Raw genomic sequence first — 14,484 nt, 5'->3', positions numbered from 1 at the left:
TACGGTTTGGGTGATGGGATGCTGAGAATGACGAGAGCGCGAAGAGAGAAGTACCTGAAAACAAAAAAAGCGAAGTGTGCAGCTTCGCTTTTTAAAGAGGGCTTGTGATCGAGGCGTTTGAGCGATGAGTTTTTTAGTCGCGCGGATAGCGCGCTTCGAGTTCGGCGACCTGCTCTGGCGTCAGAATGCGCGGATTTTCACCGCGCAGCAGCAAAAACAGCTTCGCGGTTTCTTCGAGCTCCTCGGTGGCGTAGACCGCCGCTTCCAGATTCTTTCCCGCCACGACCGGGCCGTGATTGGCCAGCAGCACGGCGCTATGCTGGCCCGCCAGGCCGCGCACGGCATCCCCCAATTTTTCATCGCCCGGCACGTGGTAGGGCACCAGCGGCAGTTTGCCTACGCGCATGGCGTAGTAGGCGGTGATGGGAGGAATGCAGTCACAAGGGTCGATACCGGGCAGGCAGGAGACCGCGACCGAATGAGTGGAGTGCAGGTGGACGATCGCACCGGACTGCGGGCGCTCGTCGTACATGGCGGTGTGCAAGAAGTGCTCCTTGGTCGGCTTGTCACCGCTCAATAACTGCCCGTTTTGATCCAGGTGCGATATGCGCGCCGGGTCCAGTCGGCCAAGGCAGGCGTTGGTCGGCGTCATGAGCCAGCCGCCGCTTTCCAGGCGCACGCTGATATTGCCGCTCGAGCCCATGGTCAGGCCGCGGTCGAACAGCGATTTTCCCAGCATGCTGATCTGCTCGCGCAGCTGGTTGTGCTCGTGAATACTCATGGCAACACCTCGAAAGCGCGCGTGAAAAAGTCGACGCCGCCGAAATTGCCCGACTTCAAGGCAAGCGAAAGCGGCGTGGCGTGGCCTTCCAGCTGTGCCTGGGTCCAGGGCACGCCCGGGTCGATTTGTTCGCCAATGCGAAGCGCGGTAATTTCCAACGCGGATACCACCGCCCCCGAGGTTTCGCCCCCGGCGACCAGCAGGCGCCCCACGCCCTTGTCGACTAGCGAGACGGCCAACTGGCTGAGCGCTTGCTCAACGAGGTGGCCGGCCTTCGCCACGCCGAGTTTTGCCTGGGCAGTCTTTACTTTTTCCGGGTCGGCGGAGGCGTAAATCAGCACCGGCGCGTTTTGCTCGATACGCGACAGCGCAAAATCATGAGCATCTTGCCAGTGAGTGTTATCCCGTGACAGCGCCAGCGGGTCGATGGCAAAACCGCCTTCTGGAGAACGCGTCAAAAAGTCATCGACCTGGGCCAAAGTGGCGCGCGAGCAGCTTCCCGACAGCACCAGCGCACTGCCGGAGGCAGGCTCGAGCCGGCCGGGCTTGGAAATATCTGCAAGCCAGCCCTTGTGACGATACTGCGCGGGCAGGGCCTGACCTAGCCCAGAGCCACCTGTGACCAGTGGCAAGTCGACGGTGGCACCGGCCAGCGTTTCAAGGTCGCTTTCGTCCACGCTATCGCAAATGACGTGACGCACTTCATCAGCTTTCAGGTCAGCCAAGCGCTGGCGCGTGGCTTCCGGGCCCTGGGTCAGTACGGCGCGGTTGATGAGACCCACTGTGTGCGGGGTCTGGCGAGCGAGAACGCGCACGAGATCCGCATCAGTCATGGGCGTGAGCGGATGGTGCTGCATGCCGCTGTCGTTCAAGAGACGATCACCGACGAACAGGTGGCCCTGGTAGACCGTACGACCGTTGATCGGAAACGCTGGCACCATTATGGTCTGCACGGCGCCCAAATGATCGAGCAAGGCATCCGCCACCGGGCCGATATTGCCCTGATCGGTCGAATCGAAGGTCGAGCAGTACTTGAAAAAAATCTGACGCGCGCCCAGTTCGCGCAGCCAATCCAGGGCGGCGACGGAGTCGGCGATGGCCTCCTCTGCGGCGCAGGAGCGCGATTTGAGCGCCACTACGACGGCATCGACATCGGACAGATCAGGCAGCGAGTCCGGCACCCCGATTACCTGCACGCAGCGCATGCCGCCGCGAACCAGGTTGTTGGCCAGGTCGGTCGCCCCGGTAAAATCGTCGGCGATGGCGCCCAGTACGATGGTCATGTTGCTTCTCCTTGAGTCGCTGTGCGGCGCCGTGCGCGTTTGATGAGTGGCATGACGAGCGTAGCTGTCAGCAGCACCAGTGCCACCGCCAGCAGCGTGGCACTGATCGGACGATCCAGAAAGATGTCGAAGCTCCCTTGCGACATCGATAGCGACCGGCGCAGCTCGCTTTCGGCGATAGGGCCAAGTACCAGCCCCAGAATGATCGATACCATGGGAAAGTTGATCTTTTCGAGCAGATAACCCATGACCCCAAAGCCTAACATTAGCCAGACATCGAACATGGAGTTACGTACCGAGTAGGTGCCCACCACGCAACACATGATGATAATCGGGCCGAGTGCCGAGTAGGGTACGTTCAGAAGTTTTGTGAACAACACGATGAACGGTTTGGAAAAAAGCAGGATCATGAAGTTGACGATGAAAAGCCCGGCGAATACCGCGTAGATCAAATCGCTACTGGTGAGCATGAACATCGGCCCCGGCTGCAGGCCGTGCATGATGAAGGCGCCCAGAATGACGGCGGTGGTACCGCTTCCGGGAATACCCAGTGCGAAAAGAGGCACCAAAGCCCCCATGGCGGCCGCGTTGTTGGCGGATTCCGGGGCTGCGATACCTTCCGGGGCACCCTTGCCGAATTTTTCCGGATGCTTGGACCAGCGCACCGTTTCGCTATAGCTGACCATGGCCGCCGTGCTCGCCCCGATGCCGGGCAGAATGCCGATGATGACGCCGATGATCGAGGAGCGCGACAGCGTGGCGCCGATCTGGCGCAGAATGGGCATATCGAAGATTTTGACCTTCACTTTCGTGAGCGGCTGGTGGCTTTCGTGATCCAGGGTCCGCTTCATGACTTCGGACACCGCAAAAAGTCCCACGATGACCGGAATCAAGCCCACGCCTTCCGCCAGGTTGAGGTTGCCAAAGGTGTAGCGGCTGGTGCCGGTGAGCGGGTCGATGCCGATGGTGGCGATGAAAAGCCCAAGTGCCGCACCGATCAAGCCAAAGATGAGGCGTCCGCCTAATGATGCCACGACGGTCAAACCCAGCACGGCCAGCGCAAAGTACTCCGGCGACGAGAACTTGATCGCCATGTTCGCCAGAAGGGGCGTAAAGATGATAAGTGCGATGGTGCCGACGATGCCGCCAATGGCCGAGCTTAGCACGCCGATCCCCAGCGACTTGCCCGCTTCACCGCGCTGGGTCATCGGGTAGCCATCGAAGGCGGTCATGACCGCTTCTGGCGTGCCTGGCGCGCGGTAGAGAATGGCGGTGATCAGTCCTGAGAACACCGTAGCCCCATAGATCGCGGTCAGTACCATGAAAGCGGTGGTCGGCTCCATGCCGTAGGTCACCGGCAGTAGTATGACGACCAGAATTACGCCGCTGATACCCGGCAGCGCGCCGCCGATGAAGCCGATGAAAACGGCGGAGGTTAACAGCAGCAGGTTCAGTGGTTGCATCACCACGGCTAACCCGGCCAGGAAATTTTCTAGCATGATCGACTCCCGGAACAATTAAGGGGTAGTGAAGCAGTCTCAGGGCATGGGGATGCCGAGCAGGGAGACGAAGACGCCCTGCATCAACACGACGGCCACGACCAGCGTGATGGCAATGGTGATCCAAGAGCGGGCGCCCAGCAGCAGCGTGCCGGCGAGCGTGAACACCACGCTCGCAATCAAAAAGCCGGCGACCTGCATCAACAGGGTGTATCCGACGGCGGCGGCGATGAACCACCAGTGGCGCGTACGTCCTATCGAGAAGGCACCGCTATTATCGCTGGGACACTTTTCTTCAATATCGACGTTGGCACGGGCACGGGCGCGGTCGCGGTCGCGCCATGTCAGCGCCAGCAGCGCGATACCCAGTACGAACAGAATGATAAGCAGCGTCAGGGGCCAGACCCGCGGGCCGATGAAGGTAGAGACTTGAGCAGAGCTTGGGAATTGCAGGGTGGGGTAGAGCCCCACGACTGCGAGTAACACGATCCCCAGAGCAAAAATAGAGATTCTGGCGTGCATGGTAAATCCTGAGCGGACATGGGAAGACCGGCCTCGAAAGGCCGGTCCTTGATGCGAATGAAGAGTGGCGCGTCAGGCAAGCCTGGGCGCATCACTCGTTTTCAAGCAGGCGCGAGTAAAGCGTGAAGTTGTTTTCCAGACGCTCGCGGTACTCATCACCGTTCATCCAGCCTTCGCGATAGTCGAGATTGACCCGCTCGGCGTACTCCTGGTATTCCTCGGAGTCGTAGACCTCCTTGAGGATCTCTTCCAGACGCGCAACGATCGGCTGTGGCGTTTCAGCGTTGACGAACACCGCTCGGTCGTTGCCGTCGGTCAGATCCCAGTTGTGCTCCATCGTGGTCGGAACGTCCGGGTAATCCTCGAGGCGCTCATCGCTGAAGACCAGAATGGGGGCCATTTGACCTGCATCGATATAGCTCAAAAGCGGGCTGAGCGATGTCGTGGTGGCGTCGATATTGCCGCCCAGTACGTTGGCCGTTGCATTGCCCGTGCTGTCGTAGGGAATGAAGTTCATGTCCAGACCCGAGGCATCCGCCAGCGAGAGAAACGCCATGTGATCGGGACTTGCGGTGTGCGTCCCGCCAACCGTGACCTCGCCCGGATTTTCCTCGGCGTACTGTTTGAATTCCTCGAAGCTCTCGAACCGCTCCGGGTTAACGAACAGGGCCATGACATCGGACTGCATACGAGCAACGGGGGTCAATTGATCCAGACCCACCGGGTTTTGACCCGCCGCCAGAGAGGTAATGAACGTTGTCGAGGCAAAGTCCAGCGTATGGCCATCGGGGTCACCGTTCGCCGCGCGCTGGTGGGCAAGCGCACCCGAGGCGGCTGGCAGGTTGATGACAGTGATGCGTGCACCGTCTACCGCCTCTTCGAACATGGGGCGAACGACGCGGGCGAAGTTATCGGTGCCGCCGCCGGCGCCGGCGGCCACCAGAAACTGGATGGCCTTGCTGGGATAGGCCTCTGCCACTTCATCAGCCTGAACGGTAGTGACAGTTCCCACGAGCGCGAGGCCAAGGGCGGCGTACTTGAAACGAAGTTGAGTCGGCATGTTTTTCTCCAAAGCGGTTATTGTTGCTTTTAGCGGTTATCTACATGGAACAAGGGCAGCAAGGATCGCTACCCCGATGGCGATTCGGAAGGTTATCCGGCAAAAAGCTCGTCCTGCTTGAGGCGAATTTCCTTCAGCTTGCTCTCCGGTAGCTCCACATCGGTCAGCGTGATCGGTTGGCCAGCATCGATATCACGGATGATTTTTGCACCGGGAAGCAGATAAAACGGTACGTTGGCACTACCGGCCAGCGCTTCGGCGGGATGAATTTCAGGGCGCAGACCTTCGATGTGGCGGTGATGACCCTTCATTTCGAGCAGCTGACCGGCGGCGATGGCCTGAGTGGCGCGCGCCGTCAGATCGAACTTGGGCGTGGTGGCATTACCGCCGCCCGAGGGCAAGCCGTTGAGTACCGCATCGAGAAGCGAAATGGGGGCTTCGAGACCCAGTAGGTGGCGCGGCAGATACACCATGGCGCTATCGCCGCTTTGGCTCAACACGTGGCCCTTGTCGCGAAGCAGTTGCCAGACGTGGGGGTCCTCGCAGCGCACCACCACGAAAACACCGCCGGCGAAGCTCAGCTCATCCGGGCGGCGCAGACAGTTGAACACCTCCAAACGTCGATTGCCTTGAAGGACACCGCCGTGAGACTCGGTATCCAGCAGCGAGGGCACTTCGATGGTACGCAGCACCATGGCATGAAATTCGGGTAGGTCGGGCTGCAGGCCGGTGGCGTTGGCCACGTTGACCATTTCGCATAGATCCGGCACTGAGATTTGGGGAATGTCCGAGAGCACATCGCTGCGTGCGCTGACCGTTGCGCGAGCATCGCTTTCATCCAGTGCCCAAAGAGAGGTCATGTCGGCGGCGCTGTACTCGTTTCCATTGCAGGTGACCGTTGCTTTCGCTTCATCCCAGATGAAGTCGTACTCGCTACTCTTGCCAGCCGAAATAATTTCAAACCCAAGCGTTTCAGCCCAGGTCAATAGACCGACCAAAAGGCTGGGCTGGTCACCATCGAGAGGAGTGAAAAGCACGCCGTGCTGTTGAGCCAATCGCGTAAGATACGGCCCGACGACCGACTCGGTTTCCTTGGTGGCGATACCGACATGTTTACCCGCCAGAATCGCGCTCTCGGCATACCGTGCGCCCACATCCGGAATGCCGGTCGATTCGACGAGGATGTCGAAGGGTAGCGTTTGCACCGTATCGAACGCCGAGGTGGCAATGAAAAAGCCCTGCGACCACGCGATTTCAGCTTCATGACGAGAATGGCATACCATTATATCGCTATCGGCGATGCCCGCTTGTTTGAAGGCTTGCGCCGCACGTTCGGGATTGATATCGATCGCGATACGAGCGGAAAGTGCCTTCATTTGGCGGGCTTGACGCAGCACGCCACGGCCAAAGTCGCCTGCCCCGGCAATACAGGCTTCTACTGTTCTATTGCTTTCAAAATGGTTCAAGTAGTTCATGGTTAAAGATTATTTCCTGGCAGGGCAGTGAAGAATTCATATGCGGTCGAATGCGAATCGATTATTTGGCCGCAAATCAGACGATGATTTGGTTGAAGGAATGTTGTGGTATACCATTTGAGAGGTCAATGAAGCAGGGCTACTACTTTAGTATTGAGTCGCTTTTTGTTTGTGTAAGCTTATGAATAGAAAGATATTTAAAAGATATCTGGTCGTCGGTTAAATTTGAAAGGACTTGTCTGGTATGCCAATCTTGCTCATCCCTAACAAAAGTGAATAACGCCATGGAAGAGACCGCTCAGACTACTCATGCCGGCCTGGTAGAGAAGGTGGCTCACTACCTGCGCGAGCACATCGTGATGGATCACTTTCAGCCGGGTCAGCGCCTGCCCGAGCGTACACTCGCCGTCGAGCTGAATGTGTCGCGTACGCCGCTGCGCGAAGCGCTGAAAATCCTGGCGGCCGAGGGTCTTGTGGTGATCTCGCCCAACCGCGGTGCCGTGGTGGCCGATGTCAGTGCGGCGGACATGAAAGAGAAAGCCTACGTTTTGAGCGTACTGGAGCAAGCGGCGGCGGAACTCACTTGCGCGGTGGCAACCGATGACGACATTGCCGAATTTCAAGCGCTGCATTACGAGATGAAAGCAGCGTTCGTGAGGCGGGACCGGCAGAACTACTTTCGCTTGAACCAGGATATCCACAACCGGATCGTATCGCTTTCAGGTAACTCGACACTGATCGATATGCACGCGAATTTGAGTCGTCAGCTGTACCGTGTTCGCTATCTGTCGAATCAAAGAAACGAAAAGTGGGCAACCGCCATGGAGGAGCACGAAGCGATTCTGGCGGCGCTGGAGGCGCGCGACGGCAAGCGAGTCGGAGACGAGTTGCGTAACCACTTGGGGAAAACCTGGGTCAAGTACGCCAACGGTGAGCCGGTCGACCACCCCGGTAAATAGCTTTCGGGCGACACATCATTGGGTTTTCATCAATTGTCCAACAGACCGGGTTCGTCTGGTAGTTCGCTGTAAGTAGTTCACGAAAAATGCGCAGGCGTTCAATAGGCGTGTGGCAAGAGCGGCGCTCTTCATATATCAGTTTATGCTGGCCGATAGAGACCAGCCTTTTTCCGATAGTTCCTTGTAAGTAGATGAGCTCACGCTCGGTAACTGCCCACCCCAGGCACCAGATGTCCGGCCTATGGTTTTGATTATGGGCTTATCAAACGGCAAAGCCGACGATGAACAGTGCGTGGCAACAATCTAATAGCCCGATTGACGATGCGGTGGTGATTTAGCGCTATGGCGCAGGCGAAGACATGGAGCACATGTTCAAGCGTCAAACCTGGTTATACAGTCATCGTGTGTTGCAAAGAGTGTTTCATCACTCGTCGCGAGTCGTAGTGACGAAGAAGTAGCAGTCCAAGGTATCCCGAAATATTCGTTAAGCGAGTAATCAATCAGGTAAGACTCGATCGCTAACTGTCGCTAACTGTCGCTAACTGCCTTTTTAGTTAAAAGAAATGGTAGAGGTTGAGTTTTTTGCATGCGTTTAGTTTTAATACATATTTATTAAAGTATTTTAAAGGTTTTAGGCTTCAGGAAAAATTAACTTAACTACTTAAGTGTGAATCAATAAGTTCTATTTTATTTGGTTTTAATCTGAGTTGTTCAATGTATGAAGATCCGCTTTTTTTCTATTGGTGTAATTATTTTTCATTTTTTAAAAGTTAATAATTGGCTTTAATAGAGAATTTTTGATCTTCTTTCTATAAGACTTTAGTTGATCAATATATGAAACCATGGTGGTTTAAACTTTAGTCTTGTTTCCAATGTTATGAGTTGTCAGTACTGCCGCCGCTCGTTATTTTGTTTGTATGATGTATTACATAATATCTGGTTTTTTGCTGGCATGTGCTGATTTTTATGCAGCAATATCAATGAAATAAAATCTATAAAGACATGAGGAGTTAACCATGATGACCAGAAAAAAAGTGACGCTGTGGGTTTCTGCATTGAGTCTGGCGATGGCGGCGGGCGCTTCAAACGGCCAAAGTAATTTTCCCAGTGACGATATCAGCTTCTTCGTGCCGGCGACCGCAGGCGGCGGGTCCGACTACCTGGTGCGCTCTCTTCAGCCCTCTCTCGAAGAAACCTTCGATGTCAGTATCGTTCCGCAATACGTGCCCGGAGGCGGTGGGGCGATCGGTTTCATGAGAGCGTTGCAAGCCAGACCCGATGGTCAAAGCGTGGTGGCCATCGACAACAAGGTCTTTACTCAGCAGGGTCTGGGTAACGTGAACTTTGAGTATGAAGACTTCGATTATCTCGCTCAGATGTATTCGGTTCCTTACGTGCTGGCTCTAAATAGCGACCTTGGCTTCGATACGCTGGAAGAAGCCCTGGAGAGCGGCGATAACCTGAAAATTGCGTTTGCGGGTGTCGGCTCCTCCACGCACATCATGAGCGTACTGGTGGGCTCCGAAATGGATGCCAACTTCGAATATGTCGCTTACAGCGGTGCGCCGGATGCGATTGCGGCCGTTATGGGGGGGCATATCGACGGCATGGTGATGGACCCAACGGATCTTAAAGGGCCTTTGGAATCCGGCGCCGTCACTCCGCTGGTTCAAACCAGTGCCGAGCGCAGCGGCGCGCTACCGGATGTACCCACCATGAAAGAAAAAGGCTTTGATGTAACCGTTTCCAACTGGCGGGGTATTGCCGCGCCTGCGGGGTTGGATGAAGAAACGAAGCAACAGTGGGTCGAGGCATTGCGAATCGCCTCTGAAGATCCGCGTTTTATCAACGCAGTCAACAACATTGGTCTTGAAGTGGATTTCATGGCCGGACCCGAGTTCGATGAATATGTCGACAGCCTGGCCGATACGATCATTCCGGCGGCTCAACAGGTCGCGGAAATGAATCGGTAATCAACAGGAGAGGGTGAGATATGCAGAGGACCAAGCAAGAACTGGTGTTTAGTGCCTTTCTGACCCTCTCTGCCGCCGCTGTTTTTTACTTTTCGCTGCAGATTGGAGGAATGGTCGTTCGATCCGTTTCTCCCGGGGCTTTCCCCAGCGTGTTGTCCGCCTTGATCGTTTTACTGGCACTAGGCAACACGCTTCGCTGTGGGTGGCAGATCAGTAAGCATAGCGGCAGTGCAGAGAGTGTCGATGAGGCGGACAAAAGTGGCATGTCGCTGCGCGGTATCTTCAACGTGTCAGCTTTCGTGATCGCCAGTATCGTCTATGTCATGTCCCTCGCCACGCTGGGGTTTGTGGTTACGACGGTCGTTTACCTGTTTGTCATTTCACTGGCCATCTCGCTAATTACGGGACACGACCTGACGCTTAGGAGACTGGTGATATCGCTGATTGTGTCGGGTGCAAGCACCGCGCTTTTGTACGGGGTCTTCGTGGAACTGCTGAACGTGCGGTTCTAATGAGCTAAATAGGTGGAATTATGTCTCCTTTGATGGAAGTAGTGTCCATGTTTAGCCCCATGGCTTTCGTGGCGATTTTTGTCGGGACCGTTCTCGGCATCATACTGGGGGCGCTGCCAGGGCTTTCTGCTGCCATGGCGGTGGCGCTGTTGCTACCGCTGACGTACTCCCTGGATACGGTCGCTGGTATCGGCTTGTTGCTGGGCGCCTTTTGTGGCGCTGTAGCCGGTGGCTCTGTGCCCGCTATTCTACTGAACATGCCAGGTACGCCGGGGTCGATCGCCACCACTTTCGATGCTTACCCCATGGCCCAGAATGGCCAGGCTGGCAAGGCGCTAGGGCTTTCGGTGGCGGCTTCCTTTTTAGGAGGCATCATCAGTGGCGTGATTCTGATTCTGGTATCGCCGCTCATCGCCGCCATTGCGCTAACCTTTGGCCCTGCGGAGTATTTCTCCCTGAGTATTCTGGGGCTGATGATCATCGTGTCACTGTCGGGGCAGTCGTTGATCAAGGGGCTCATCGTGGGTCTGATCGGTATGTTGCTCTCGACCGTGGGCGCTGATCAGGTGACAGGGACACTGCGCCTTACGTTTGGTCAGATGTCGCTGTTAACTGGCGTAAGCTTGCTCGCGGTGATCGTTGGGTTGTTTGCTTTCTCGCAGCTGCTGAAGGATACGGAGTTTTTGAGCCGCAACGATACTGGCGATAAAAAGGTCGACAGCGGGCTCGATCGGGCCTTCCCACGCTTTCGCGAAGTGCTGGGTAACTGGAAGCTGTTGGGCGCGAGCTCGTTGATAGGCACGGGCACGGGGGCGGTGCCCGGCGCAGGCGGCAGTATCGCGTCACTGCTGGCTTATGATCAGGCAAAGCGGATGTCCAAACAGCCCGAGCAATTTGGCAAGGGCTGCTCGGAAGGGGTGGTGGCGTCGGAGTCCTCGAATAATTCAATGGTCGGTGGCGCGCTGATTCCCATGCTGACCTTGGGTATTCCGGGTGAGGGAGCGACGGCCGTATTGATGGGCGGTTTGTTGATTCAGGGCATTCAGCCCGGCCCGATGCTTTTCGATACGCAGACCGGGCTTGTGTACGCCATTTTCGCTGCGTTTATCGTGGCCAATATCTTCATGCTGTTTACCCAGTGGTGGGGCATCAAGGCGTTTGTACGTATCCTGCAGGTTCCTCAGCATTTTTTGCTCCCGCTTATTTTCGTGTTCTGCGCGATTGGCGTTTACAGCGTCAACCGGGACTTTTTCGATGTGTATCTCATGGTCGGCCTTGGCCTGCTGGGCTTTTTTCTGAACCGTTTCGGGTTTGGCGTGGCACCGGCGGTGATCGGTTTGATACTGGGGAACGTGGCCGAAACCAATCTACGCCGTGGGCTACAGGTTTTCGACGGCGACTGGACACCTTTCTTTACCCGCCCGGTCAGTGTGGCGTTACTACTTCTGGCGGTGGTGTTTTTGGTGATGTCGCTGCGCAGTTCCTGGAAATCCGCGCCATCAAGTTGATCGAGAATAGGGAATTTATGTCATGGCAAAGCAAAACCTGGTAGTTGTTCACGAGCTGTATCCGGAACTGATTGAGACGTTGGGAGCCTCCTATAACCTGACGCACTTTACCCGCTTGTCCAGTGAGCAGGACAAGGCCGATTTTGAACAGGCCATGGAGCACGCGGACGCCTATCTTGGCTCGAACGTGAAATTTACCGAGGCGCTGTTGGATAAGGCGCCCAATCTGAAGGTGGTCGCCAGTGTCTCGGTCGGTGTCGATAGCTATCCCATCGAGGCGATGCATCAGCGCGGAATCGTATTGACCAATACGCCGGATGTGTTGACCGAGTCGACCGCAGACACCGGTTTTCTGCTGATGATGATGGCCGCGCGGCGTGCCGGTGAAATGCTGCGCAAGGTGCGCAACCACGAGTGGACCTCGTCGCTGGCGCGCCGTGACTTTGGTGTCGATGTGCACGGTAAAACGCTGGGCGTCGTTGGGATGGGGCGCATTGGACAGGCCGTCGCCAAACGAGGCCACGACGGCTTTGGCATGCAGATCAATTACTATAACCGCTCGGCCAAACCCGAGGTGGAAGAGACGCTGCAAGCGCAGCGCGTTGATCTGGAAACCCTGTTCCGGGAGTCGGATTTCATCTGTGTGACGATCCCGCTGGATGCGCAGACCGAAGGCTTGATCGGCCAGGAGCAGTTCGCGTTAACGCGCCCGCACGCCGTGTTTGTGAACATTTCACGCGGCAAGGTCGTGCGCGAAAGCGAGCTGATTGCCTGTCTGCAGGATGGCACGCTGCACTGTGCCGGTCTGGACGTCTACGAAAAAGAGCCGCTCTCTACAGAGTCTCCGCTCATGACGCTGGACAACGCGGTCTGCTTGCCCCACATCGGCTCCTCCACGTTTCAAACGCGCAACGCGATGTGCGATTTGGCCGCAGACAATGTCAATCGCGTGTTGAGTGGCGAGCAGGCGGTGACGGCTGTATAACGTGTGGCTCGCGGCTTGTTGATTCGCTCGGCTCATGCGTCGGGCGAGCAAGCCCCTCGATCTTGCGGCCACGAGCGCTAACCGTTTCTAGTTCGAGCAGCGTTTGATCACCAGGCACAAAAAAAGCACCCGAAGGTGCTTTTTTTGTGGGGTGTTGGTGGAGGCGGCGGGAATTGAACCCGCGTCCGCCAGCACTCGCCCATTGGCTCTACATGCTTAGATTTCGTCTTTTGCTTTAGCGCGACTGGCTCCGACGATCAGGATCCAGCTACGCGAGCCTTCTAAAGTTTGACGGTTGACGAGAAGACACCGCCAACCGCGGTCCTATCAGCTTTAGCTCATATCCCCTTGGCGATGAATAGGCACATCACCGCAGGGCCAGACAAGAAGCTAGCAGGGTTTAAGCTGCCAGCGCGCCTTGAGCGTAGTTTTCGTCGTTTGCGACTATTTTTCGTGATGTGGTATTTACGAGATACATCACGCTCTCGGCATGCACCGCAGGGTTTGTCACCGGCGTCGAAACCATGTCGCCCCCAGAACTGAGCATTCTAACGTGTTCAACAGGAATTGACCAGCTACGCGCGGTTATGTTCCCGCATGATTCGTCCTTTTTGACGATTCCAGTCGCGATCCTTTTCGGTGGCGCGCTTGTCGTGCAGCTGTTTACCGGTCACCAGCGCCAGCTCGCACTTGACCATGTTGCGCTTCCAGTAAAGCTTCAGCGGTACACAGGTGTGGCCCTTGTCCTGAGTGACCGAGAAGATCTTGGCGATCTCCTTGCGGTGAAGCAGCAGTTTACGCGTGCGGGTTGGGTCGGCGATCTCGTGGGTGCTGGCGGTGTTGAGCGGCATGATGTGGCTGCCAAGCAAAAACGCCTCGCCGTTACGCACCAGAATGTAGGTATCGGTGAGCTGCGCCTTGCCCGCACGCAGGCTTTTGACTTCCCAGCCGGCCAGCGACAGACCCGCCTCGAAGGTTTCGTCGATATGGTATTCGAACCGCGCCTTCTTATTTTGAGCGATCACGCTGCTGCTGGGGCCCTTGGTCTTGCCTTTCTTAGTGGCCATGAAACCTCATCGTTAATCTGTCGGTAGCCCCCCTTCGTTATTGGGGGAGGCGTGGTACCATTCAAGGTCTAAATAATGTTTCCCATGATACGCTGTGGGCACTGTGAAGTCAGCGGAGAGGTCAATGCCAACCGTTAATCGTTCCGCCCTGGTGCGGCACACCCCCCAACAGATGTTCGACCTGGTCAATGACTTCGAACACTACCCGGAATTCTTGCCCGGGTGCCGCCGTGCCCGTTTGCTCGAGCGCGACGAGTCGCACCTGATTGGCGAAATGACGCTGGGTCGTGCCGGCGTCGAACAAACCATCACCACGCGTAACGATCTTTACGCACCGGAGCGTATCGAGCTTTCGCTCGTCGACGGCCCGTTCAAGCGCCTGAAAGGGCGGTGGCTGTTTACTCCCATGGGAGAAGACAACTGCAAGGTTAGCCTGGAAATGGAGTTCGAGTTTGCCAATCGGCTGCTGGGCATGGCTTTTGGCAAGCTGTTTCAGCAAATTGCCGGGCAGTTGGTCGATGCGTTCACCAAACGCGCGGACGAGCTCTATGGCCGCTGAGCCGCTGTTCGCCGTTGAGGTGGCGTTTGCCACGCCCGCCAAACAGCACCTGGTCGTGGTCGAGGTCACACCCCACACCACCGCCCGCGAAGCGGTGATGAAAGCCAACCTCCCGACACTATTTCCCGAGCAGTCAGAAGACGTGTTTGCTCACGCTCCCCTGGGTATCTTCGGCAAGGCGCTACGCGAGCCGCAGCGCCACACGCTGAGTCCGGGGGATCGCATCGAAGTGTATCGCCCGCTCGAGATCGACCCGAAGGCCGCCCGCCTGGCGCGTGCCGAGCGCCAAGCAAGGCGGTAG

Annotated in this window: 14 protein-coding genes and 1 other RNA gene; 7 read left to right on the top strand and 8 right to left on the bottom strand. The window is 56.7% G+C overall.

Going from position 1 to position 14,484, the window contains the following annotated elements:
- Positions 1-133: 133 nt before the first annotated feature.
- The 6 genes from otnC to OCT39_RS15470 all read right to left on the bottom strand — a co-directional run bounded on the left by otnC (position 134) and on the right by OCT39_RS15470 (position 6,620).
- Positions 134-781, bottom strand: coding sequence for a 3-oxo-tetronate 4-phosphate decarboxylase (gene otnC / locus OCT39_RS15495; protein ID WP_263585334.1), 648 nt, complete (start codon positions 779-781; stop codon positions 134-136).
- The gene (gene otnK / locus OCT39_RS15490) at positions 778-2,064 is read right to left on the bottom strand and encodes a 3-oxo-tetronate kinase (protein ID WP_263585333.1); all 1,287 of its coding nucleotides are present in this window, start codon (positions 2,062-2,064) and stop codon (positions 778-780) included. The genes otnC and otnK overlap by 4 nt, the downstream gene beginning before the upstream one ends.
- The gene (locus OCT39_RS15485) at positions 2,061-3,563 is read right to left on the bottom strand and encodes a tripartite tricarboxylate transporter permease (protein ID WP_263585332.1); all 1,503 of its coding nucleotides are present in this window, start codon (positions 3,561-3,563) and stop codon (positions 2,061-2,063) included. Before OCT39_RS15485 ends, otnK begins: the two co-directional genes overlap by 4 nt.
- Positions 3,564-3,602: 39 nt before the next feature.
- Positions 3,603-4,085 carry a tripartite tricarboxylate transporter TctB family protein gene (locus tag OCT39_RS15480; protein WP_263585331.1) on the bottom strand — a complete coding sequence of 161 codons (483 nt, stop codon included), beginning with the start codon at positions 4,083-4,085 and terminating at the stop codon, positions 3,603-3,605.
- Positions 4,086-4,176: 91 nt separating this feature from the next.
- Positions 4,177-5,145: a Bug family tripartite tricarboxylate transporter substrate binding protein gene (locus OCT39_RS15475; RefSeq protein WP_263585330.1), complete on the bottom strand. Its 969-nt coding sequence runs from the start codon at positions 5,143-5,145 to the stop codon at positions 4,177-4,179.
- 92 nt (positions 5,146-5,237) lie between these two features.
- On the bottom strand, positions 5,238-6,620 hold the full coding sequence (locus tag OCT39_RS15470; RefSeq protein WP_263585329.1) for a flagellar biosynthesis protein FlgA: 1,383 nt from the start codon (positions 6,618-6,620) through the stop codon (positions 5,238-5,240).
- Positions 6,621-6,904: 284 nt separating this feature from the next.
- Between OCT39_RS15470 and OCT39_RS15465 the strand changes: the two genes are divergently transcribed.
- The 5 genes from OCT39_RS15465 to OCT39_RS15445 all read left to right on the top strand — a co-directional run bounded on the left by OCT39_RS15465 (position 6,905) and on the right by OCT39_RS15445 (position 12,557).
- Positions 6,905-7,579 (top strand): GntR family transcriptional regulator, encoded by a 675-nt coding sequence (locus OCT39_RS15465; RefSeq protein ID WP_263585328.1) that lies wholly within the window; start codon positions 6,905-6,907, stop codon positions 7,577-7,579.
- Between the two features lie 1,016 nt (positions 7,580-8,595).
- Positions 8,596-9,552 carry a Bug family tripartite tricarboxylate transporter substrate binding protein gene (locus OCT39_RS15460; RefSeq protein WP_263585327.1) on the top strand — a complete coding sequence of 319 codons (957 nt, stop codon included), beginning with the start codon at positions 8,596-8,598 and terminating at the stop codon, positions 9,550-9,552.
- A 20-nt stretch (positions 9,553-9,572) separates the two neighbouring features.
- Positions 9,573-10,064, top strand: a complete 492-nt coding sequence (locus tag OCT39_RS15455; RefSeq protein WP_263585326.1) for a tripartite tricarboxylate transporter TctB family protein — start codon at positions 9,573-9,575, stop codon at positions 10,062-10,064.
- Positions 10,065-10,111: 47 nt separating this feature from the next.
- A complete protein-coding gene (locus OCT39_RS15450) occupies positions 10,112-11,572 on the top strand; it encodes a tripartite tricarboxylate transporter permease (RefSeq protein ID WP_263585325.1) in 1,461 nt (486 codons plus the stop codon).
- 22 nt (positions 11,573-11,594) lie between these two features.
- Positions 11,595-12,557: a 2-hydroxyacid dehydrogenase gene (locus OCT39_RS15445; RefSeq protein WP_263585324.1), complete on the top strand. Its 963-nt coding sequence runs from the start codon at positions 11,595-11,597 to the stop codon at positions 12,555-12,557.
- Positions 12,558-12,712: 155 nt separating this feature from the next.
- Here the strand turns inward: OCT39_RS15445 and ssrA are convergent.
- Positions 12,713-13,092: a transfer-messenger RNA gene (ssrA, locus tag OCT39_RS15440) on the bottom strand.
- A 40-nt stretch (positions 13,093-13,132) separates the two neighbouring features.
- The gene (smpB, locus tag OCT39_RS15435; protein WP_263585323.1) at positions 13,133-13,624 is read right to left on the bottom strand and encodes an SsrA-binding protein SmpB; all 492 of its coding nucleotides are present in this window, start codon (positions 13,622-13,624) and stop codon (positions 13,133-13,135) included.
- 124 nt (positions 13,625-13,748) lie between these two features.
- Here smpB and OCT39_RS15430 point away from each other — a divergent pair, with 124 nt between their 5' ends.
- Together OCT39_RS15430 and OCT39_RS15425 are read left to right on the top strand one after the other, a co-directional pair.
- Positions 13,749-14,183, top strand: a complete 435-nt coding sequence (locus OCT39_RS15430) for a type II toxin-antitoxin system RatA family toxin (RefSeq protein WP_263585322.1) — start codon at positions 13,749-13,751, stop codon at positions 14,181-14,183.
- Positions 14,173-14,484: an RnfH family protein gene (locus OCT39_RS15425; protein ID WP_263585321.1), complete on the top strand. Its 312-nt coding sequence runs from the start codon at positions 14,173-14,175 to the stop codon at positions 14,482-14,484. The genes OCT39_RS15430 and OCT39_RS15425 overlap by 11 nt, the downstream gene beginning before the upstream one ends.

Origin of the sequence: Halomonas sp. GD1P12, assembly GCF_025725645.1 — a bacterium.
In the GTDB taxonomy this organism is placed as follows: Bacteria; Pseudomonadota; Gammaproteobacteria; order Pseudomonadales; family Halomonadaceae; genus Vreelandella.
The sequence above is the reverse complement of the archived record's forward strand: the minus strand, read 5'-3'. Positions and strand labels throughout refer to the sequence as shown.